Origin of the sequence: Hyphomonas sp. (genome assembly GCF_017792385.1) — a bacterium.
In the GTDB taxonomy this organism is placed as follows: domain Bacteria; phylum Pseudomonadota; class Alphaproteobacteria; order Caulobacterales; family Hyphomonadaceae; genus Hyphomonas.
This window is the reverse complement of sequence record NZ_CP051230.1, coordinates 2720608-2741444: the sequence shown is the minus strand read 5'-3', so window position 1 is coordinate 2741444 and position 20837 is coordinate 2720608. Positions and strand designations below refer to the sequence as shown.

Annotated in this window: 19 protein-coding genes and 1 tRNA gene; 4 read left to right on the top strand and 16 right to left on the bottom strand. The window is 60.6% G+C overall.

Annotated elements, in window-relative coordinates; all coding sequences use genetic code 11:
• Nucleotides 1–28 precede the first annotated feature (28 nt).
• From HF955_RS13345 to HF955_RS13315, 7 genes are all read right to left on the bottom strand, one after another.
• Nucleotides 29–1705 (bottom strand): site-specific integrase, encoded by a 1677-nt coding sequence (locus tag HF955_RS13345; RefSeq protein WP_291075685.1) that lies wholly within the window; start codon nucleotides 1703–1705, stop codon nucleotides 29–31.
• A 157-nt stretch (nucleotides 1706–1862) separates the two neighbouring features.
• Nucleotides 1863–1937: transfer RNA gene (locus HF955_RS13340), tRNA-Glu, on the bottom strand.
• A gap of 78 nt (nucleotides 1938–2015) precedes the next feature.
• Nucleotides 2016–3809, bottom strand: a complete 1794-nt coding sequence (recJ, locus tag HF955_RS13335) for a single-stranded-DNA-specific exonuclease RecJ (protein WP_291075683.1) — start codon at nucleotides 3807–3809, stop codon at nucleotides 2016–2018.
• A 65-nt stretch (nucleotides 3810–3874) separates the two neighbouring features.
• Nucleotides 3875–4828: a class II fructose-bisphosphatase gene (glpX, locus tag HF955_RS13330; RefSeq protein ID WP_027838642.1), complete on the bottom strand. Its 954-nt coding sequence runs from the start codon at nucleotides 4826–4828 to the stop codon at nucleotides 3875–3877.
• Nucleotides 4829–4885: 57 nt separating this feature from the next.
• A complete protein-coding gene (locus HF955_RS13325) occupies nucleotides 4886–6169 on the bottom strand; it encodes a homoserine dehydrogenase (protein ID WP_027838643.1) in 1284 nt (427 codons plus the stop codon).
• A 290-nt stretch (nucleotides 6170–6459) separates the two neighbouring features.
• Nucleotides 6460–7668, bottom strand: coding sequence for an LL-diaminopimelate aminotransferase (locus HF955_RS13320; protein ID WP_027838644.1), 1209 nt, complete (start codon nucleotides 7666–7668; stop codon nucleotides 6460–6462).
• Nucleotides 7665–8102: a hypothetical protein gene (locus HF955_RS13315; RefSeq protein WP_291075680.1), complete on the bottom strand. Its 438-nt coding sequence runs from the start codon at nucleotides 8100–8102 to the stop codon at nucleotides 7665–7667. The genes HF955_RS13320 and HF955_RS13315 overlap by 4 nt, the downstream gene beginning before the upstream one ends.
• Before the next feature lie 72 nt (nucleotides 8103–8174).
• On the opposite strand from HF955_RS13315, the gene HF955_RS13310 reads away from it, so the two are divergent.
• Nucleotides 8175–10004: a class I poly(R)-hydroxyalkanoic acid synthase gene (locus HF955_RS13310; RefSeq protein ID WP_291075678.1), complete on the top strand. Its 1830-nt coding sequence runs from the start codon at nucleotides 8175–8177 to the stop codon at nucleotides 10002–10004.
• 10 nt (nucleotides 10005–10014) lie between these two features.
• Here HF955_RS13310 and argC read toward each other — a convergent pair whose 3' ends face one another.
• From argC to rplM, 3 genes are all read right to left on the bottom strand, one after another.
• On the bottom strand, nucleotides 10015–10962 hold the full coding sequence (gene argC, locus HF955_RS13305; protein ID WP_291075676.1) for an N-acetyl-gamma-glutamyl-phosphate reductase: 948 nt from the start codon (nucleotides 10960–10962) through the stop codon (nucleotides 10015–10017).
• Between the two features lie 86 nt (nucleotides 10963–11048).
• Entirely contained in the window at nucleotides 11049–11534 is a 486-nt protein-coding gene (rpsI, locus tag HF955_RS13300; protein ID WP_027838648.1) for a 30S ribosomal protein S9, read from the bottom strand.
• 5 nt (nucleotides 11535–11539) lie between these two features.
• Nucleotides 11540–12004, bottom strand: coding sequence for a 50S ribosomal protein L13 (gene rplM, locus HF955_RS13295; protein WP_027838649.1), 465 nt, complete (start codon nucleotides 12002–12004; stop codon nucleotides 11540–11542).
• Nucleotides 12005–12042: 38 nt separating this feature from the next.
• On the opposite strand from rplM, the gene HF955_RS13290 reads away from it, so the two are divergent.
• On the top strand, nucleotides 12043–13014 hold the full coding sequence (locus tag HF955_RS13290) for a hypothetical protein (RefSeq protein WP_291075673.1): 972 nt from the start codon (nucleotides 12043–12045) through the stop codon (nucleotides 13012–13014).
• Here HF955_RS13290 and HF955_RS13285 read toward each other — a convergent pair.
• Entirely contained in the window at nucleotides 12992–14041 is a 1050-nt protein-coding gene (locus HF955_RS13285; RefSeq protein ID WP_291075671.1) for a COX15/CtaA family protein, read from the bottom strand. The two genes, HF955_RS13290 and HF955_RS13285, sit on opposite strands and share 23 nt — an antisense overlap.
• A 73-nt stretch (nucleotides 14042–14114) precedes the next feature.
• On the opposite strand from HF955_RS13285, the gene HF955_RS13280 reads away from it, so the two are divergent.
• A complete protein-coding gene (locus HF955_RS13280; protein WP_291075669.1) occupies nucleotides 14115–14330 on the top strand; it encodes a DUF2842 domain-containing protein in 216 nt (71 codons plus the stop codon).
• Here the strand turns inward: HF955_RS13280 and HF955_RS13275 are convergent.
• Both HF955_RS13275 and HF955_RS13270 read right to left on the bottom strand, forming a co-directional pair.
• Nucleotides 14327–15190, bottom strand: coding sequence for a phosphatidylserine decarboxylase (locus HF955_RS13275; RefSeq protein WP_291075667.1), 864 nt, complete (start codon nucleotides 15188–15190; stop codon nucleotides 14327–14329). The two genes, HF955_RS13280 and HF955_RS13275, sit on opposite strands and share 4 nt — an antisense overlap.
• 14 nt (nucleotides 15191–15204) lie before the next feature.
• Complete coding sequence (locus tag HF955_RS13270) at nucleotides 15205–17043, bottom strand: ABC transporter ATP-binding protein/permease (protein WP_291075665.1); 1839 nt, start codon at nucleotides 17041–17043, stop codon at nucleotides 15205–15207.
• A 153-nt stretch (nucleotides 17044–17196) separates the two neighbouring features.
• On the opposite strand from HF955_RS13270, the gene HF955_RS13265 reads away from it, so the two are divergent.
• Nucleotides 17197–17760, top strand: a complete 564-nt coding sequence (locus HF955_RS13265) for a TIGR00730 family Rossman fold protein (protein ID WP_291075663.1) — start codon at nucleotides 17197–17199, stop codon at nucleotides 17758–17760.
• A gap of 13 nt (nucleotides 17761–17773) precedes the next feature.
• Here the strand turns inward: HF955_RS13265 and secF are convergent, their stop codons facing one another.
• From secF to yajC, 3 genes are read right to left on the bottom strand one after another with little or no spacing between them, the layout of a single operon-like run.
• Nucleotides 17774–18757 carry a protein translocase subunit SecF gene (secF, locus tag HF955_RS13260; protein WP_291075662.1) on the bottom strand — a complete coding sequence of 328 codons (984 nt, stop codon included), beginning with the start codon at nucleotides 18755–18757 and terminating at the stop codon, nucleotides 17774–17776.
• 18 nt (nucleotides 18758–18775) lie between these two features.
• Complete coding sequence (secD, locus tag HF955_RS13255; protein ID WP_291075660.1) at nucleotides 18776–20383, bottom strand: protein translocase subunit SecD; 1608 nt, start codon at nucleotides 20381–20383, stop codon at nucleotides 18776–18778.
• 45 nt (nucleotides 20384–20428) lie between these two features.
• Nucleotides 20429–20800 carry a preprotein translocase subunit YajC gene (gene yajC / locus HF955_RS13250; RefSeq protein ID WP_291075658.1) on the bottom strand — a complete coding sequence of 124 codons (372 nt, stop codon included), beginning with the start codon at nucleotides 20798–20800 and terminating at the stop codon, nucleotides 20429–20431.
• Nucleotides 20801–20837 lie beyond the last annotated feature (37 nt).

The window sequence follows — 20837 nt, the reverse complement described above, 5'->3', positions numbered from 1 at the left end:
AGAGGGACTCTCCGCCAGCTCCGCAAAGTCACGCTTTAAGGTGATCCAAAGAAAGACCCTCGAAACAAATCATGGCTACTGCTTTAGCCAGATCCGGCAATTGAAGAAGGCGATTGTAATCATCAACGCTACCGCCCAATGACCGCCCAGCCAGCCTTCTTGCGATCCGTTCTGAAATGACCGACGCGCTCAACGCATTTTCGAACGTATGCCGGAACGTATGGGTATCGGCCGGAAAATCTCGATCCGGAAACAACCTTTTGAGGTGACGGTTGAAACGTCGGCGTGACGCACTTTCTGACGGCTTCTGGCCTTTTCGAAACTCCCATTCAGGAAAGAGTTCGTCACCCTTCGCGCGCATTCGTCGACAGTAGTCCAGAAACCCCAGCTCAACTAGCTGCGGATGGATCGGAATTATTCGCTCTGAAGCTCGATTCTTCAAACTCCGTTCCTTGTAGTCAACAACACAAATATGGGGATGTTCATCATCTTCGAAAACATCTTCCATGCGGAGATATAACTCACTCGCACGCGCTCCCATGAACAACCCAAGCAATGGAACCCAAAACGTGTCGTTCTGCTCTTCTAGTTGCCATGCCTTATCATACGGCTCGGACGAGAAGATCATCTGCAACTCTTCTGTCGTATAAGCCTTTCTATGCGGCTTGCTCGTCAAGCTGGATTCAGTGACACCTCTCGCCGGATTGTTCGCCAGGTGTCCTCGATCCACAGCCAGCTGGAACACAGCCTGGATCTGCCTAAGTCGGTCAGCAATGGTTCCTCGATCCAGCCTGGCATAATTTCCCTCGTCTGCCTTTTTGAGCTTCTCAGGAAAACTCAAGTCTCTGAGTTCAATGATTGAACCAGATCGAGCCGGCGCCTTGGTGAGCGCATCTCGATAGGCCCAGATGTGAGATTTCTGCACTTTGAACAGCGAAAGGGACGAGCCGGTTAGCTGATGAAATTCTTTCCATGCAGTTTGCCTGCGCGCCAATGTCTTTGCCTGCACAGGCGACGAAGAAGCCTGCTTGATAGTTTCATAGACCTCCCAATACTGTTCGAGAGATTTATGACCTTCTGACGTCAACGGGATATTGTCTCCGACTGCGGGTGCGTCAGCTGGCTCAGTTAGCAGATAAGGAGACTTTGGTTTCGGAGTTTTTGTTATACCACGGACCGTCGCCAAGCCTTGAGTGTAGGCGTCCAAGAGTACGCTAGCAGCTGCCATGAGCATAGCGTTGCGAGCCGGTGTATCCTTTGGGACCGTCGCGCAATTATTGGTTGTGGCACTCAAAAAGTGATCGACTAGCCACCCTGCAACCGCTTCCAATTGTTCGACATCAGTTCCATTCAACGCGCTCCTCGTTTCCGCCAGTCTCTCGCCGACGCGTCGCTCTTTCCCAAACTCAGCATTGAGGAAGCTATCCGCGATAATTGCAGTTTCTTGTTCATATGCGATGCGGCAAAAGGCTTTGAATTCATCGGAAGCCACGCCGTCTCTCAGAGCAGAAAAAACGGCCTCGATTTCCTTGACGCGTTCAACCGCCGCCTTGTTGGCCTCTTTCTGATCCCTTGTCCCGAGGGATTTGATAATGTGCGACCTGACCCCTTTACCTTTGGGCTTTGGAAAGTAGCTCACAACATCGGCAGGGATCGGATACCGGATTTCAAACAGACCGTTGGCTCTCCTATAAACATAGCTCATAGAACGATACCTTCTCGCACACATATTGAACCCTTCCGGCGATCAAAAGACCCCCGGGGAGATGCGTTCTAGCGGCACCGAATCGTGTTGAAAACTGTGTTGAAAACCGACGATCTGGTATCGCACAACACCTTGTTTTCAAAGGAGATTCAAGCCGTGGCAGTCCCTAGGGGAATCGAACCCCTCTTTCCAGGTTGAAAACCTGGCGTCCTAACCGATAGACGAAGGGACCGCATCGGCTCGAAGACAGGCGATATAGCCGCTCAATTCTGACTCGTAAAGCGGTTTGGACGGGGTTTCTGCAGATAATTCATGCCTCAGCTGCATCGCTGACATCGAGCTGCACACGGCGGCGTCCATTCCACTCATCCGCCTTCAGTTTCCCCACCAGATGAAGGCGCGCATTCGGCCGGATGACCTCGCCCAGCGGCTGGTCCGCACTGCGCCAGGCAATGCAGTCGAGCCGTCCGCTGGAATCCTCGGCAATGAATTTCAGATGGTTCGCGCCCACCTGCCGGACGCCTGTCACATGTACGGACTGAAGCGCGAAAACTGGCTCCGGCGAGCCCACGCCGAAGGGGCCGATGCCCGCAATCTGGTCCACCAGCCCGGGCGAAGCGGCGCCGGGAGACAGAACCGCGTCCACCGGCAATTCCAGCGCAGCGGCCCGCTCCGCCGTGAACTGCGCCATATGGCTCACCATCCAGGCGTCGAAGGCGGGGATCTGCTCCGGCTCGAGGCTCAGGCCGCCTGCCATGGCGTGACCACCCCCTGACAGGATGACGCCTTCGCGCGCTGCGGCGGCAATCGCATCGCCGATATTTACGCCGGTCACCGAACGCCCCGATCCCTTCGCGACCGGCCCGAGGCCCTGCCCCCATCCGATCACGATGCTCGGCAGGTGAAACCGCTCCTTCAGGCGCCCGGCCACGATTCCGATCACACCCGGATGCCAGCCTTCGCCTCCGGCGATCAGGATGCCGCGATCCGGATTCTTCTGCAGGGCCTGCTCAGCTTGCGCGGTCGCCTGATCGAGAATGGCTGCCTCGACCGCCTTGCGCTCGTCATTCAGCGCGTGCAGCCGCTCGGCCAGAGCAATGGCCTCCGCCCGGTCGTCTGTTGCGAGCAACTTGGCGGCCAGCCATGGGTCGCCGACGCGTCCGCCCGCATTCAGACGCGGCCCCAGCATGAAGGTCGCATGATAGACGCTGTCCACCTTGCTGATACCCGACACATCCGCCAGCGCGCGCAGCCCCTCGTTCTGACCGCGCGAAAGAATGGTCAGGCCCTGACGCACAAAGGCGCGGTTTACGCCGCGCAGCGGGGACATGTCACACAGCGTACCAAGTGCCGCCAGATCGAGAAAGGACATGATGTCGGGCAAGCCTTCGGGCGGTGCGATGCCGCGCTCCCGTGCCAGCCGGTTCAGCGCCGCCGCAAACACGAACACAACGCCTGCTGCAGCCAGGTGTCCACAGCCCGAATTGCAGTCAGGCCGGTTCGGATTGACCAGCGCTGCGGCGGGCGGATGATGTCCGGCCATCAGATGGTGATCAATAACCACGATGGGCAAGCCGATCGCCTCGGCCTCTTCCAGCGCGCTGACCGCAGCCGCCCCACAATCCACCGTGATGACCAGTTCCGCCCCTTTGGCCCTCAGGTGCCGGAAGGCTTCTGGAGATGGCCCATAGCCTTCCTCGAGCCGGTCAGGGACGTAGAGGCCCAGTTCCTGCCCCCACGCACGGAAATAGCGTGTCAGGATGGCAGAGCTGGTGCCGCCATCGACATCATAGTCGGCGAACACGGTGACCTGCCTTTTCTCCAGAATGGCGTCCAGAACGATTCCGACAGCGGCATCCATGTCGGCGAAGCTGGATGGATCGGGAAAGGTCTCCCGCAGGGTCGGCGAGAGATAGGCGGCTGCCGCCTCCGGCGTGACGTCGCGAGTGGCCAGCAGCCGGGCGAGCAGATCGGAGCCCCCGACGCTTGGCTGCAGACGCCGCACAAGCGCCTCGTCGACCGACGCCAGGGTCCAGAACCGGCCAGTCGCCGATCCTGAGACGTCAAACAGGGTGTTGTCTTGCCTGAGGGCAGGATCAGCCATGATCACTCCGGGAATCGCTTCCCGGTGATTCTAGCCCATCTGTGACACGACGTGAAACGCCCTGATCAGACCTTTCGGTCAGACCGGACATACCGAACCATGCCGTCTGTCGACGTCATCACCAGCGTGTGGGTGTGCACCCGGCCATTGGCGGATTTGACCCCGGTCAGCATGGAGCCGTCGGTAACTCCGGTCGCGCAGAAAACCGTGTCGCCCGAGGCGAGTTCGTTCAGGGAGTATGTGCGGTCGAAATCCGTGATTCCGGTGCGCTCGGCACGCTTGCGCTCGTCATCATTGCGGAAGACGAGACGGCCATACATCTGGCCGCCGACGCATTTCAACGCAGCAGCCGCCAGAACGCCTTCCGGCGCGCCTCCCTGGCCAACATACAGGTCGACACCGGTATGCGGGTTCGTGGTCGCGATCACGCCAGCGACGTCTCCATCGGTGATAAGAGCCACGCGTGCACCGACCGAGCGCAGGCTCTCGATGATGCCTTCATGGCGCGGGCGATCCAGAACACAGGCCGTCATGTCGGACACGTCGACGCCCTTGTGACGGGCCAGCGCCTGGATGTTTTCGGCCGGCGTGGCATCAAGGCTGATAATGCCTTCCGGATATCCCGGTCCGACCGCAATCTTGTCCATATAGGTGTCGGGCGCATACAGCAGGCCGCCGCGCGGTGCGATCGCCAGCACGGCCAGCGCATTCGCCATGGCCTTGGCCGTCAGCGTGGTACCTTCCAGCGGGTCGAGGGCAATGTCGATCTCGGCGCCTTTGCCGGTGCCGACTTCCTCGCCGATATACAGCATGGGCGCTTCATCGCGCTCGCCCTCGCCAATCACGACGCGCCCCTGGAAATCGACTTCGTTAAACGCCGTGCGCATCGCATCGACAGCGGCGGCGTCGGCTTTCTTCTCATCACCACGACCAACCAGTTTGGCGGCGGCAATGGCAGCGGATTCCGTCACGCGGACCATGGAATCGGCGAGGCTGGGCGTCAGAACGCTATTTTTCATGAGTTCTCAAATCTCCGAACGCGCAAAACATGTTGGCTCTACGCCTGATTAAAGCAATTAGCTTGCCGACTCGATCCTGATCAGGCGCGGCGGGTCGACAGCAATTGCAAATTTTTCCAGCCGCGCCAAGGCAGCATCCATGTTCGACCGTTCGCACCGGTGTGTGACAATGGCAATCGGGCTGGCGCCGCTGTCATCTGCAGAATCCTGCAACAGCTTGTCGACGGAGACCCCCTCGGCCGCGAGCGATTCAGACAGGGCCGCAAGCGCGCCCGGCTTGTCCGCCAGCCGAACCCGCAGGAAGAAGGGCGCAACCTCATCCTTCCGACCGGTGGTGAACGGCCTTGCCAGATGGTGCTCTGCACGGCCGAACGCCGGCCGGATCGCCGGTCGGAACAGCTTCGCAACATCCCCCATGACGGCACTGGCCGTCGGGCCAGCGCCCGCCCCCGGGCCTGTCAGCGTCACCGCACCCACCGGATCTCCCTCTATACGGACCGTGTTCAGCGAACCGTCAATCCGTGCCAGGGGGTGCGCTACCGGAAGGGCCATTGGTTCAACCCGGCACACCACACCGCCCTCGGTCAAAACACCTTCCGCGATCAGCTTGATCCGGAACCCCAGACGGTCGGCAAGGCGAAGGTCCAGAAGTTCGATCCCGTCCACACCGGACACTTCGACCTTCGAGAAATCGAGGTCTGCCGAAAAGGCAATGGCGGACAGGATCGCAGCCTTGTGGGCCGCGTCCATGCCCGACACGTCCAGAGTCGGATCGGCTTCCGCATAGCCCAGCTTCTGGGCTTCGGCGAGCACCTCGTCATACGACCGGCCGGTGGCGAGCATTTCGGTCGTCAGGAAGTTGCAGGTTCCGTTCAGGATACCCGACACACGATTGATCTCGACCCCTGCCAGACTGTCCCGCAGCACCCGCACAACCGGAATGCCTCCGGCGACAGCTGCCTCGAACAGGAGGTCGACCTGTTTTTCCTCGGCCAGCTTGGCCAGGGCCATGCCATGCTTGGCAATCAGCGCCTTGTTTGCGGTCACGACAGGCTTGCCCGCCTTGAGGGCTTCTTCCACCGCAAATTTGGCGGGCCCGTCGGAGCCACCGATCAATTCGACAAAGACGTCGACTTCCGGATCCTCGGCCAGCGTGGCGGCATCGTCGAACCAGCGATACTTGCTGGTATCGACCGGGCGGTTGCGCGACTGGCTGCGCGCGCTGACGCCGGTAATCTCGATCTGTCCCGGAATTCGCAGGCGCTCCTGCCGCTCGACCAGTTCGATGAGACCACAGCCAACATGACCGAGCCCTGCGATACCTATCCTCAATGGCGCCACTGAAGTGCCCCTTCTGCTTCCCGAGTTTACGTCAGGGGCAGCGCATAGCGGGTTTGGCGCATAGGCGAAAGGGCTGACGGCTAAAACCTATCGCCAGAATTCACTCTAGCTTCCAACTCTTCGAGTTTTGCCGCTATTTCTTTCTGAAACGCGGCTAACTCTTCCAAGCGCCGGGAGAGTTTGTGGAGTTCTATAGATACAACCACAACTCCAAACACCATCGCGGCAGCCAATCCCGTTAGCGAAACATTTGAAAAAAGAATGTCAGAGACGCCGTGCAAGCTGCGAGCCTACTCTGCCGCGGCGGGCTGGATGTCCTTGATCCCGCGAGCCTGAAGAAATTTGCGGATATTCCGGGCGGCCTGGCGGATGCGTTGTTCATTCTCGACGAGAGCAATCCGGACATGTCCGTCGCCCTGCTCGCCAAATCCGGCTCCGGGGGCGACCGCCACATGCGCTTCATTGATCAGTTGAAGCGAGAATTCCAGACTGCCCATGTCCCGAAGCGGTTCCGGGATCGGCGCCCAGGCAAACATGGAGGCCTTCGGGGACGGGATGGGCCATCCGGCGCGCGTGAAGCTTTCGACCAGAACATCCCGGCGCGCCCTGTAAATCTGCCGGAACTCGTCCACACAATCCTGAGGGCCATCCAGGGCGGCAGCGGCGGCAACCTGAATCGGCGTGTAGGCGCCATAGTCCAGATAGGATTTCACCCGGGCCAGCGCACCGACAAGCTTCTCGTTGCCGGCAACGAAGCCGATCCGCCAGCCGGCCATGGAATAGGTTTTCGACATGGTGGTGAATTCCACCGCAATATCCTTGGCACCGTCGACCTGCAGGATGGAAGGCGTCGGCTCATCGAAATAGATTTCATTGTAGGCCAGGTCTGACAGCACGATGAGATCATGCTTGCGTGCGAACTTCACCGCTTCCTTGTAGAAATCGAGATCGCATACTTCGGCAGTCGGGTTTGACGGGAAGCAGAGAACCATCGCTGTTGGCGGCGGGACACAATATTTCACGGCCTTGCCGAGATTGGACAGATACTCCTCCGGCGTATGCGCCGGTACGCTTCGGATCGATGCTCCGGCAATAATGAAGCCGAACGAGTGCAGCGGATAGGAGGGATCCGGCGACAGGATGACATCGCCCGGCGCCGAGATTGCCTGCGCCAGATTGGCAAAGCCCTCCTTCGAACCCAGCGTCACGATCACTTCGCGGTCCATGTCGAGCGATACGTCAAACCGGCGCTGATAATAATTCGTGACGGCGCGGCGCAGGCCCTTGATGCCACGGGAAGCGGAATACCCGTTCACGTCCGGACGGCGGGCCGTCTCGCACAGCTTGTCGACAATATGCTCTGGCGTCGGCATGTCGGGATTGCCCATGCCGAGGTCAATGATGTCGGCCCCTTGCGATCGCAGTGTGGCCTTGGTGCGGTTCACCTGCTCAAACACATAGGGTGGCAGGCGGCGGATCTTGTGGAAATCTGTATTCATCGGCTGGCGGCGCGGCGGCCCCTTGTAACTCGTGGAACATCGAAAGCGGAACGGATTGCCAGGATTTCCTCATCCGTGAGGAAATCAGAACTGGCGTCGAAGCCCGCAAATTCGCGCCGCACCGTGTCCCTGAAGGTTTCGATCTCGGCAGCGACATTTGCGGGCCCGGCCGCTCGTTCGCTTTCGGTGAATACCGCGCGCAGTGTTTCGCTCCGCGACCTGGACGCTTCCAGCGTCTGTCCCGGCGCCTGCCCTTTCTCGATGGTCGGAACGTCAATGATTTCCGGATAGCCCTCGCCCCGGATTTCAACACGGCGCGCATCATACCACTCGGGTGCCTGATCGATGGCCGTGCGAACTTTCGCAAACGACCCCGAACAGGCCGCCAGAAGCAGGCAGGACACACTTATGAGGGGAATCGCCGTGTTTTTCATGGTTAAACTCATTAAATCACAATTATTCCGTAGAATACTAAGAGGCGGGTAAACAAGGCGATATTGGGACGAATGGTCGACCGCAAGGATAATAAAAACAGCCTTCCGACGCTTGCAGAAATTCTTGCCCAGCAGGACCCGATGCGAATGCAGGCGCTGATGAGCATGCTCGCCTTGGCGAATACAGAGTCTCACGCACTCTTGCTAGATGTGCTGACAGGGTCCGGCCCGCTGGGCACGGTGACCAATGGCGACCCGATGGGGGTCGGCGAGGCCTTCCGGGCTGTCGGTCACGGATTTGCGCGCAATCCCGCAGCCCTGATGAAAGCCAATATGGAATTGATGCAGGGCTGGATGGAGCTCTGGCAGGAAATGGCCCTGGAGGGCATGACAGGTGCCGCTACCCAGAAACGTGACAAGCGTTTCTCCGATCCGGAATGGCAGCGCAATCCCGGGTTCAAATTCATGCGCAAGGCCTATGACCTGAATGCCAACTGGCTGATGGGCCTCGCCGATCATGTGCGGGATGACATCCCCGACAACATTCACGTGCGCGCCAAATTCTTCAGCCAGCAACTGGCCGACAGCCTGGCCCCGACCAATCATCTCGGCAGCAATCCGCAGGCCCTTCGCACATTCCTGGAAACAGGTGGTGAAAGCATCCTGGCAGGCATCCGCATGGCCCGCGAGGATGTGCGCAAGGGCGGCGGCAAGCTCTACATCACGCAGACTGACGAAACGCCGTTCAGCCTCGGGGACAACATCGCCACGGCGCCGGGACAGGTCGTGTTCCGCAATGACCTGATCGAACTCATCCAGTACTCCCCGCCGGGCGAGGAAACCTATTCCCGCCCGCTTCTGATCTTTCCGCCCTGGATCAACAAATTCTACATCCTCGACCTGCGCGAGGAGAATTCCATGATCCGCTGGCTGCTGGACAAGGGCCTGTCCGTATTCGTGGTATCCTGGCGCTCCGCAGACGAGGTCACGCGCGACCACACCTGGGACGATTACGTCCAGAACGGCATCTACGCAGCGGTCGAGGCAACGCTGCAAGCGACCGGCCAGAAGGGCCTCAATGCCGTGGGGTATTGCATCGGCGGGACGCTCCTGTCCTCCGCTCTGGGCCACATGGCCCTGCACGGCGACGACCGGATCAAGTCAGCGACCTTCTTCGCCTCACAATCCGACTTCAGCCTGGCCGGCGACCTGAAAGTCTTCACCGACGACAATGGACGGGCCTATATCGACTCCATCATCGAGGAGCATGGTGGAATCATGCCGGGCTCGATGATGTATGAAACCTTCAACTGGCTCCGCCCCATCGACCTGGTCTGGCGCTATGTGATCGACCAGTACATGCTGGGCAAACCGCCCAGGCCATTCGACCTGCTTTACTGGAATGCCGACCAGACCAACATTCCCGGTGAGGTCCATCGCAAATACCTGAAGGATTGCTACGCCGACAACAAGCTGGCCCAGGGCCAGTTCGAGGTCCTCGGCGATGTTGTAGACCTCAAGCAGGTAGACATCCCCGTGATGGTGCAGGCCAGTCGGGACGACCATATCTGCCCGATGGAAAGTGTCTATCGAACGGCAAAGGTCTATGGTGGCAAGACGCAGTTCATCCTGGCCGCCTCCGGACATATTGCCGGCGTGGTGAACCACCCGGATGCCAACAAGTATTGTCACTGGACAAATAATGCTGTCCTGCCGGAAACCGGTGCAGAGTGGCTGGAGGGCGCCGAGGAACATGCCGGTTCCTGGTGGCCGACATGGTGGGCTTGGTTGCGCCCGAAATCCGGTCGCAAGGGCGCTGCCAAACAACCGAAGGACATGGGCCTCGGAGCCGCTCCGGGCCGTTACGCCCGGGTCCGGCTGGAAGATATCAAGCTCGGCTGAAACAACGGCGTTATGCCGTCAGGCCGGCATCCTCTTCGAGCCCGAGCGCAATGTTGAGATTCTGGACTGCCGCCCCCGACGCGCCCTTGCCGAGATTGTCGAACCGCGCGACAAGCCGCGCTTGATCGTCCGAGCCAAAAACGAACAGATCCATCCGGTTTGTGCCGTTGCAGGCTTCAGGTTCGACACCCTTCATCATGTCGGTGTCGGCCAGCGGCACCACATTCACAAACCGCTCACCAGCATAGGCTTCGGACAAGGCAGCATGCAGCTGTGCCCGTTTCGGCTTTCCGGAAACCGCCCACAGAGGCAATCCGATCTCCACGATCATGCCCTGTGCGTAGCGTCCCACGGACGGCATGAACAAGGGGAGCTGTTCCAGCCGCGCATAGGCCTTCATTTCGGGCGGATGCTTGTGGGTCTGGCCCAAGGCGTAAATCCGGTGATTGTCGCGGGTGTAGGATTCGGAGGACGAATCCTCGAACTCGGCGATCATCGCCTTGCCGCCGCCGGAATAGCCGGACACTGCGGACACCACGACCGGCCAGGACGCGGGCAGCAAGCCTTTCATCACCAGTGGACGCAACAACGCGATTACTCCGGTCGGATAGCAGCCCGGATTGGAAATGCGGCGCGAGGCCTGAATGGCAGCACGCTGGCCCTTGTCCATCTCGGGGAAACCATAGGTCCAGCCATTCGCAACCCGGTGGGCGGTCGATGCGTCGATGATGACCGTATTCGGACTGGTCACCAGTGACACGCCCAGGCGGGCAGCATCATCCGGCAGGCACAGGATGACCGCATCCGCGGCATTCATCAGGCGCGCGCGTTCCTCATTGTCCTTACGCTTCGCGGGATCGATGGACACGAGTTCCAGATCGGTGCGCGCACGGAGGCGTTCGGCAATCTGCAGGCCCGTCGTGCCGGCTTCGCCATCGATGAAAACCTTGGGCAGCATGGCCGACCCTTTCCCAATTCCGGACAAATGAAACGGGCGCTCCGTCTCCGAAGCGCCCGCCTGAACAATCGTATTCGGTGTGCGGTCTAGCGCTTCGAGAACTGGAAGCTGCGGCGAGCTTTCGCACGACCGTACTTCTTGCGTTCGACGACGCGCGGGTCGCGGGTCATGAAGCCGAACGGCTTCAGAACCTTGCGCAGGCCCGGCTCGTAATTGACGAGAGCGCGCGAGAGGCCGTGGCGCACAGCGCCAGCCTGACCGGACAGGCCGGAGCCCTTCACGGTTGCAACAATGTCAAACTCGCCTTCACGGCCGGCTTCGACCAGCGGCTGGGCGATCACCATGCGCAGCACGGGGCGCGCAAAATACTGTTCCTGATCGCGGCCATTGATCGTGATCTTGCCGGTACCCGGCTTGATCCAGACGCGGGCGACAGCCTCTTTCCGGCGGCCGGTGCCATAGGCGCGGCCCTGGGCATCGATCTTCGGCTCGGCCGGAACAACCGGGGCGTCAGCTTCCGTAGCGCCGGAAATGGCGCCGAGGTCCTGGAGGGAGTTTGCAGTGTCAGTCATGTTGATCAGGCCGCCTTGGTGTTCTTGCGGTTCATGGCTTTGAAGTCGACAGTGTCGGGCTTCTGGGCTTCGTGCGGGTGCTCGGCGCCGCCATAGACGTGCAGTTTGGAGAACTGCTTGCGGGCCAGCGGGCTTTCCTTCGGCATCATGCGCTTCACGGCGAGCTCGATTGCGCGCTCCGGGAAACGGCCGTTCAGAATCTTCTCGGGCGTCGTGGACTTGATACCGCCCGGATAACCGGTGTGACGGTAGTAGACCTTGTCGGTCATCTTGCGACCGGTGAATTTCACCTTGTCGGCATTGATGATCACGACGTGATCGCCGGTATCGATATGCGGTGTAAAGTCAGCACGGTGCTTGCCGCGCAGGCGCTTGGCAACATATGAAGCAAGGCGTCCGACGACGACATCGGTCGCGTCGATCACGACCCAGTTGTGCTCTACGTTGGCTGGTGCGTTATAGGTTTTCATCGCTCTACTTAGAGCCTCTCGCTTTCGGAGTTCATGGAATGCAATTCAAGCGCTGGCGTTTAAGCGCCACTTCCCCGGTTGTCAACGCAGGGCTTGGCCTCGCCCTGCTTTTTACAGCAGTTGGGTGCTCGAAGAAAGCCGAGGCGCCGGAACCACAGCCCGACACCCCTGAAATATCCGGAAATCTGGAGCTTCCAGCCGTCTGGTCGACACGCCCCCTGGCCGGCCCCGTCAACGCAGTAGCGCTGTCGGGTGGACTCGGCGGCCTGATGGCGGTTTCCTTTGAGCAGGGCGGCCTGCAATTGTTCAACATGAATGGCGAAATTCTGGGTGAACCGGCGAATTTCCGCGTCACGGCCCTGGGAAGCGGCCAGAGCGCGACCCTTTCGGGCAGCACGGTCACCATTTTCCCGGGAATCACACGCCAGGGAGAACTCAAGGCCTATCTGTATGGTGAAGGCCTGGTGGCACCGGCCCAGGTCGACTTGCCCGCTCCGGTCAACGGGTCAGTTGCAGGTCTGTGCGCCAGTCCGAATGTGACATCCGGCATCATGCGGCTTGCCTACTGGACCGCCACCAATGACCGGGTCCTGCAGACAGGCATCCTGCACGAGGCAAACGGCGAGTTCTCCTGGGATGCCGGCGAGTCGACGTTTACCGACTTCAATATCAGGTCCTGTGCCTTCACCAGCGACACGCTCGTCGCCTCCCCACGTGCCACAAGCGCCGTTGCGCTGACACGCGGTGAATTCGACGCCTTGTTGTCGATCGAGACGGACACCGGTCTGCAGATCTCGACCGATATGGGCATGACGAACACACCGGTCATTGTGCGGGATGGAATCACGGTCATCGCACCAGACAGTCCGGACGCCATGACCGCGCACGGCACGATGATGAATGGGGGCTATCCGGGCGGCGTAATCGTCATTGCCGGCGAGACGGCCCCGGACCAGCATCAGGCTGTGTTCGTGGACCCCAGTGCGATTACCCTTGCGGGGGCGCACTAGGCGCCTGCCCTGAGGCCCGCCAGACCAGCCGGACCGCTGCCAGAGTCACAATGACCCCCAGTCCCTGATGAACCAATGCGAGGTTCATCGGGGCGGCGTGCACCAGAGTCAGGATCCCCCACACGGCCTGCAGCGTGACAAGCGCGGCCAGCCAGCGAAAGTCCCGGCAAAGTGGGGTCTTGCGGAAGCCCCATGCCGCCGCAACCGCACCGATCCAGATTGCATAGGCCAACAGGCGGTGATTGAACTGCGTCGCGGCACGTCCCTCGAACAGGCTGCGCAGGCCGAGCCCCTCCTCGAGATAATGAGACGGCACCAGTTCTCCCGCCATCAAAGGCCAGTCATTATAGGATCGGCCCGCGTCCAGACCCGCCACGAGCGCACCGGCGGCCATCTGAACGAAAATGGCCCCAAGAAGCACCAGCGACGCTGTGCGCACAGAGCGCGCAACGCCCGGACGCGCTTTTTCGCCCAGATCCAGCCAGAGCCAGGTGACATAGGCGATGATCAACAGGGCAAGCGTGAAGTGGGTCATCAGCCGGTAAGGCGCGACATCGACCCGCGTCGTCTCGCCTATGCCGCTGGCCACCATCCACCAGCCGATGGCACCCTGAAGGCCTCCCAGGCCGATCAGGGATACGAGATGCCAGCCCAGACGGCGTGAGAGCCATCCCCGCACGGCAAACACAGCGGCCCCCAGCACCGCGACCAAGCCGATCATCCGGCCGAAGAAACGATGCCCCCATTCCCACCAGAAGATCTTCTGGAACTCGGCCATCGACATGCCCTGATTCACCAACTGGTATTCTGCCGTCTCGCGGTACTTTGCGAACTCGACCTCCCAGGCCGCGCTGGACAGCGGCGGCAGCGCGCCGCTGACCGGGTTCCACTCGGTGATGGACAGGCCGGAATCGGTCAGTCTCGTGGCACCGCCGATCAGGATCATGGCGTAGACCATCAAGCCGACCAGAACGAGCCAGCGACGTATCCAGAGGGCGGAAGGACTGATTTTTGACGTTTCGCTCATGCGCGATACATGATCCAAGCACGAGCCGGTGCAAGGGGCAGCGGAGTCGCATGTGCACCTGGAAGAGAAGACGATGAGCTATCCGGTCCGAAAAATCATTGCCAGCATATTCCTGCTCGGTTTCATGATCGGCTGGATCGTCATGATCGGCACAGTCGGGCCGATGGTCTCGGATTGGCCGAAATGGGCCGTCCTGCTGTTTTATGTCTTCGCAGGAATCGGGTGGATTCTTCCCTTCAAACCGATCTTTGCCTGGATGAACCGGAACGCGCCGCAGCAGGAAGACTAGTCGTCGACCGGCTTCTTCTTGGCGGCTTCCTTCAGTCGGGCGAACAGAACGGCCGGGTCGTCCGGCGTTTCCGCCTCGTCCGGCTCCGGATAGGTCTCATCCTCGAAATCATCATTCGTCACGCCAAGCGGCAATTCGCCAGCCTCACCGGACGTGAATTCCTGAGAGGCAGCATCTTCGCTGGATTTCAGTCGCCCGAGAACGGTTTCACCGCCCACCAGGGTCTGTCCCGGCCAGACCAGCTGTCCCGCCGATGCCGGCAGATAGATATCGCACCACCCGCCCAGCCGGCGCTTTCCGATGACCCGTCCCATCCGCAGAATGTCACCGCTTTCAGCTTCGAGTTCCTGACGCGGGCCAAGTCCGCCGGTCGCGAGCCGGACACCCACTTGCTGGCCACGGCTTTCGAACAGGAAATAGGATACCGCCAAACCGTCGGCATCCGGCCGCATGGCGACAGGTACGCTCGGCTCGCCCTCTTCGGTGATCAGGCTCTCGAGCTTGCCGGCAATCGGCGCGTACAGCCGGTTGGTGGTGGCCGGTGACGAGGAGATTCGAATCCGCAGCGTCGGTCCGTCCGACATGCGCAGTTCGCTCGGCGGATCGGCCGGCACCGCCGAAACGACAACCCCGTCGCACGGCGCGATGATTCCATTTGCCAGGTCCGGGCTGAAGCGCGTGTCCCAGCGTGCCGCCAAGAGCATGGCGACCATCACGGCAAACCACAGCCAGAACAATGGTGGCCAGAACCAGCCAAACAGCAACGCAAACAGGAAGGCTGCAAGCGCCGCAGCCACTCCTTCCCAGTCCAGCCCGCCGGTCAACCAGGGCGCGGTTCTTCGCTCAAGGTCATCACTCATGTCCGTCCCCATTCCTATTCAGCCGCAAGCGCACTTTCTGTGTTCTTGGCCTGACGTTCCCACATTTCAGCATATTTGCCGTTCTGGGTCAGCAGGTCCGAGTGTCCCCCACGTTCCACCACGCGTCCAGAGTCCAGAACCAGTATCTCGTCAGCAGAACTCACTGTGGACAAACGGTGAGCCACCATCAGCGTGGTGCGCCCCTGCGCCGCCTCATCCAGCGCGTCCTGTACGGCGGCCTCGGTCGCACTGTCGAGCGCCGATGTTGCCTCATCGAGCACCAGAATCGACGGATCCGCCAGAATCACCCGGGCGATTCCGACACGCTGTTTCTCTCCGCCGGACAGTTTCAGCCCCCGTTCACCCACACGCGTGTTCCAGCCTTCGGGCAAGGATTCGATGAAATCGAGCAATTGCGCACGCCGCGCGGCGTCCCGCAGGTCGGCCTCGGTGGCATCCGGCCGTGCGTACGCAATATTGGCGCGCAGCGTGTCGTTGAACAGCACAACATCCTGCGGCACGAGGCCGAGGGATTTCCGCAAGGATTCCTGGGTCAGGGAACGCACATCCCGCCCGTCAACCAGGACCGAGCCCGAGTCGACATCGTAGAAGCGGAACAGCAGTTTGAGCAATGTGGACTTGCCGGCGCCGGATGTACCGACGAAGGCGATCTTTCGTCCGGGCTGAACAGTGAAGCTGATATCCTGCACGCCGATGGCCCGGCCTTCATGATTGAAGCCCACATCGCGGAATTCGACCTTGCCTTCCGGCCGCTTGAGTTCTGCGGCATCCGGCGCATCCGCGACTTCGGTCTTCATGGCCAGCAGGCCGTAGAGCTTCTCGAGGTCCACCGCGCCCTGCTTGATCTCGCGCCAGGCCCAACCGAGAATGTTCAGCGGCGCATACAGTGACAACAGCATCAGCATGACAGCGGTCAGGTCGCCCACAAGCATGGTGCCCTGGATGACATTCCACGCCGACAGCACCAGTACGGCCAACAGTCCGGCATTCATGATCAGCGCCTGCGCCGCGTTCAGCACATACATTGACCGCACCGCATCGACATAGCGATGATTGTAATTGCGCATTGCCGCATTGAACCGCCCGGTTTCACGCCGTTCCGCCGCGAAGGCCTTGACCGTTTCAAAATTGGTCAGAATGTCCACCGAGGTTGCGCGGAAATGCGTATCCGCTTCATTCATCCGCCGCCGCTGGCGCACGCGCCATTCGGTGATGATTACGGTTGCGATGACATAGATGATGATGGTGACCACCGCGATCAGCGACAGACGATAGTCATAGGCGACTCCCAGCGCGACGGAGGCAAGCACCAGGCGAACAAAGGTGGGGCCGATATTGAAGGCGAGAAAGCGGATCAGATAGTCGATCGCATTCGCTCCCCGCTCGATTACCCGGTTGAGGGCGCCGGTGCGGCGAGTCTGGTGGAAGTTCAGCGACAGGGACTGGGCATGGCCGAACGCGTCGACACTGGCCACCCTTTGGGCATCCTGACTGACCGGCGAGAACAGCCAGTCGCGGATTTGCGGCAGGGCCGCAGCGAGGAAACGCACCCCGATGCCGAGTGCCAACCAGAGCGCAGCCGCGCCGAACGCTGCCGCTTCCCCGCCTTCCGGCACGGCGCGGTTGATCGCGTGCCCGAGCAGCAGCGGTGACACCACCTCCAGAACAGACGCGGCCAGCGTGACGACGAGGGCGATCACCATGACGGGACGCCATTTCGCCAGTTCCGGCCGCGCCAGCAGTTTCAGGATGCGAAGGATGGAGACCCCGATCCCGCCATCAGCGCTTTCGATCTTGTCCTGATCAGACGAGGCGGTATGGGAATTTGTCATCGCCCGGATATGGGATGAAATCGCAGATCCACAAACCCTGCGTGTTGCACTCGGGCGCAAAACGTCCTGAAAATGTCACTGGCCCGCCGGTCACAGCCCCCATATAGGGCTGGCGCACAGGCGCGTGTCGTCAAGATGAAAGGGCTGAACCGCATGACGAAGATAAAATCCATCTGCGTATATTGCGGAGCCTCCGATGATGTTGCGCCGGGCTATATCAAGCTGGCCGAGGAATTGGGCCGCGAACTTGCGCGCCGCGACATCCGGATGGTGTATGGCGGCGGCGGAATCGGCCTGATGGGTGCCTGCGCCCGGGCGGCACATGAATCCGCTGGCGACGTGCTTGGCATCATGCCGCGCTTCCTGCTGAGCAAGGAAATGATCTACGAGGAGGTGGAACACCGGATCGTCGATGACATGCATACGCGCAAGCAGATGATGTTCGACGAATCGGAGGCCTTCATCGTGCTGCCAGGCGGCATTGGCACGTTGGAAGAAGCCGTGGAAATCCTGTCATGGGCGCGGCTGGGCCTGCACGCCAAGCCCATGGCCTTCCTGGATGAGGATGGCTTCTGGTCCCCCTTCTTCGAACTGATGGAACACATCATCGATGGCGGCTTCACGCCGGACGCCTTCCGCAGTGCCCTGGTGCATTGCGACACCCCGAAATCGGCAGTCGATGCGCTGATGGACAAGATGATCGTTTTGGGCGAGTAGCCCGGCGCGACCTCTAGGCCTGGAAGCCCGGCACATCCTCGACCGGCTTCTTCGTCAAATCCATGCCCAGCGCCAGAACGATTGTGGACGCGATGAAGACCGAGGAATAGGTCCCGATCAGGACACCCCATATCAGCGCGAAGCTCATGCCGCGCAGGACGGGCCCGCCGAGGAAGAAGATGGCCAACAGCGCCAGCAGGGTTGTGCCGGATGTCAGCAAGGTCCGCGACAGCGTGCCGTTCAGGGCAAGGTCGATGACCTCCTTGTCGGGCATCTTCTTGTACTTCCGCTTTTCTTCCCGCACCCGGTCGAACACAACCACCGTGTCATTCATCGAGTAGCCGATGATCGTCAGCAGCGCCGCGATGGTGGTCAGGTTGAACTCGAGTTGCAGGAACGCAAACACGCCCAGCGTGATGATCACGTCATGCGCAAGAGCGGCCACGGCGCCGACTGAGAACTGCCACTCGAACCGGAACCAGATATAGATCAGCATCAGGACGAGTGCAGCAATCAGGGCCGTGATGCCATCCCGGAACAATTCCTGGGATACCTTCGGGCCGACCGAGTCATTCCGCAAAATCTGCGCATCCGTGATTCCCAGCGCGTCTTTCAGCGTGCTGGTCACCAGTTCATTGGTCGCGCCTGTTGCCCGCTCAGCCTGCTCGGCAGCCGGCAGGGCCTGAAACGCTTCGCCAAGAATCGCCGCATCGGCTTCACCATATTTCACCACAACGATGGAACGGGCATCGGTTCCGACCGCGCTGTTCACGTCTGCATTGAGGGGCATGGCTTCCCGAACGGCTTCAACCGTGATCGTCTCGGTCTGTTCCAGTTCCATGACCGTACCGCCTGCAAAATCGACCCCGAAATTAAGCCCGCGCGTTGCAAGGAAGAAGATCGACGCTGCGATCAGCAACGTGGAAATCACCGCCCCGAAGAGGCGCAGATTCATGAAGCTGAGATTGGTCTTTTCAGGCCAGAATTTGAGTAGCATGTCGTGTCTCCTCCGGGCCTAGACCGCGAGCTTCTTGGGGCGGAATGTCTTCAGCCACATGACGGTGAACCATCGCGTCACGACGAAGGCCGTGAACACCGACGTCACGATGCCGATGGCCAGCGTCACGGCGAAGCCCTTCACCGGACCCGAGCCCAGCAGATAAAGAATGATGGCCGCAATCAATGTGGTGACGTTGGCATCGAGAATAGTCGAGAAGGCGCGTTCATATCCCGCCTGCACAGCCGTCAGGGGCGAGCGTCCATTGCGCTGCTCCTCACGAATACGTTCGAAGACCAGCACGTTGGCGTCCACCGCCATACCGATGGTCAGGATGATGCCGGCGATGCCCGGAAGGGTCAGCGTCGCCCCGAGGCCGGACAAAGCCCCGAGGATCAGGACGATGTTCGCGGCCAGCGAGCCAACGGCGAAACCACCCATAAGACCATAGGCGATAATCATGAAGATGGCGACCAGGGCGAGGCCGATCAGAGAGGCGCGCGTGCCTGCCCGGATCGAGTCATGCCCAAGCGTGGCGCTGACGGTCCGCTGGTCAAGGAACTGCACCTTGGCCGGCATCTCGCCGGCCTCGATAATGGCTGCAAGATCCTGCGCTTCTTCCTGTGTGAAGTCGCCGGTAATGCGCACGTTTCCACCTGGAATCGGCTCGTTGATGCGCGGAGCGGACATGATGGAATCGTCCAGCACAATGGCAAACAGCTTGCCGGAATTGTTTCGCGTCGTTTCATAGAATTTCCGCGCGCCATTACTGTTCAGGCGGAAATTGATCTGCGGCCGGTTGGCTTCGTCGAAGCCCTGCGCCGCATTGGCAATGTCCGCGCCGGTGACTTCCGGTATGTTGCGCACCAGAAGCGGGCCGGTCGTGGGGCCTTCCAGCAGGCGATAGCCCGCACGTACAACCCCAGCCTGTGCGGACTGGAGCGCGGCCGGGCTGTTGTCGACCAGGTTGAAAGTCATCTTGCCGTCACGGCTGAGCAAGTCTTTCAGGCGTTGCGGATCAGGCTCCCCCGGGGCTTCCAGGATGATCCTGTCATTGCCCTGTGGCGTGATCGCGATTTCAGAGACACCATCCGGATCGACCCGGCGGCGGACGATGGTCATCGTCTTGCCGAGGGCATCCTTCATCAGGGCCTCTTCCGATGCTGCGGGCACGGTCACGATGATGCGGTCCGTCCCGCGCGATTCGATTTCATAGGTCTTCGCACCGCCAATGGCGCCTTCGACGGTGCCGTTCAGCTTGCGGATCCGGCGCAAGGCTTCATCCATCGGCAAATTGCCGTCGGCATCCGGCCGGGTCAGCGTGACCACGAGTTCGCGGCCTTCGACATCGGACAGGTGACCAATGCGCTCGGACGGGGACACGTTCGACAGGGAGCTGCGAATGTCGCCCGCGAACACCTCCAGACGGTTGGCGATCACCTCATCCGGGTTGATCTCCATCATCAGATAGACACCGCCCTGCAGGTCGAGCCCCAGATTCACGCCTTTCTTGGGCATGAAGCCCGGCGCATTGTCCATGTTCACCACATTGGGCAGCGCCATGACGACGCCCCAGGTCAGGGTGAGGAGAATGAGAGCGACCTTCCAGGGTGGGAACTGAAGCATGCGGATATCCTTGCAATGAGGCGGGCCAACCGGGCCGCACGCCCCTTAGTCGTTGGCGGCGACAGGCTGGTTGCGGTCACGCACATCAATGATCATCTGCTTGATGATCTGGACGCGCACACCGTCGGCCAGTTCGACCGTGATTTCCGTTTCGCCGGCTTTCGTCACCTTGCCGACCAGACCGCCGGACGTGATGACGGTGTCACCCTTCTTGATGCCCTCGATCAGGGCCTTGTGCTTTTTCGCGCGCTGTTGCTGCGGACGGATCAGCAGGAAGTAGAAGATCAGGATCAGAGGCAGGAACAGCAGGACCTGGCTCATGATGCTGGGGCCGGCGGCGCTCGGCGCGGCCTGTGCCAAAGCCGGCAGTGAAACGGCAGCTGCGCCTGCAGTCAGCGTGGCGAGTCTGGTCAGCATGTGGTGTTCTCCCGTAAACCCCAGAAAATGATGTGCT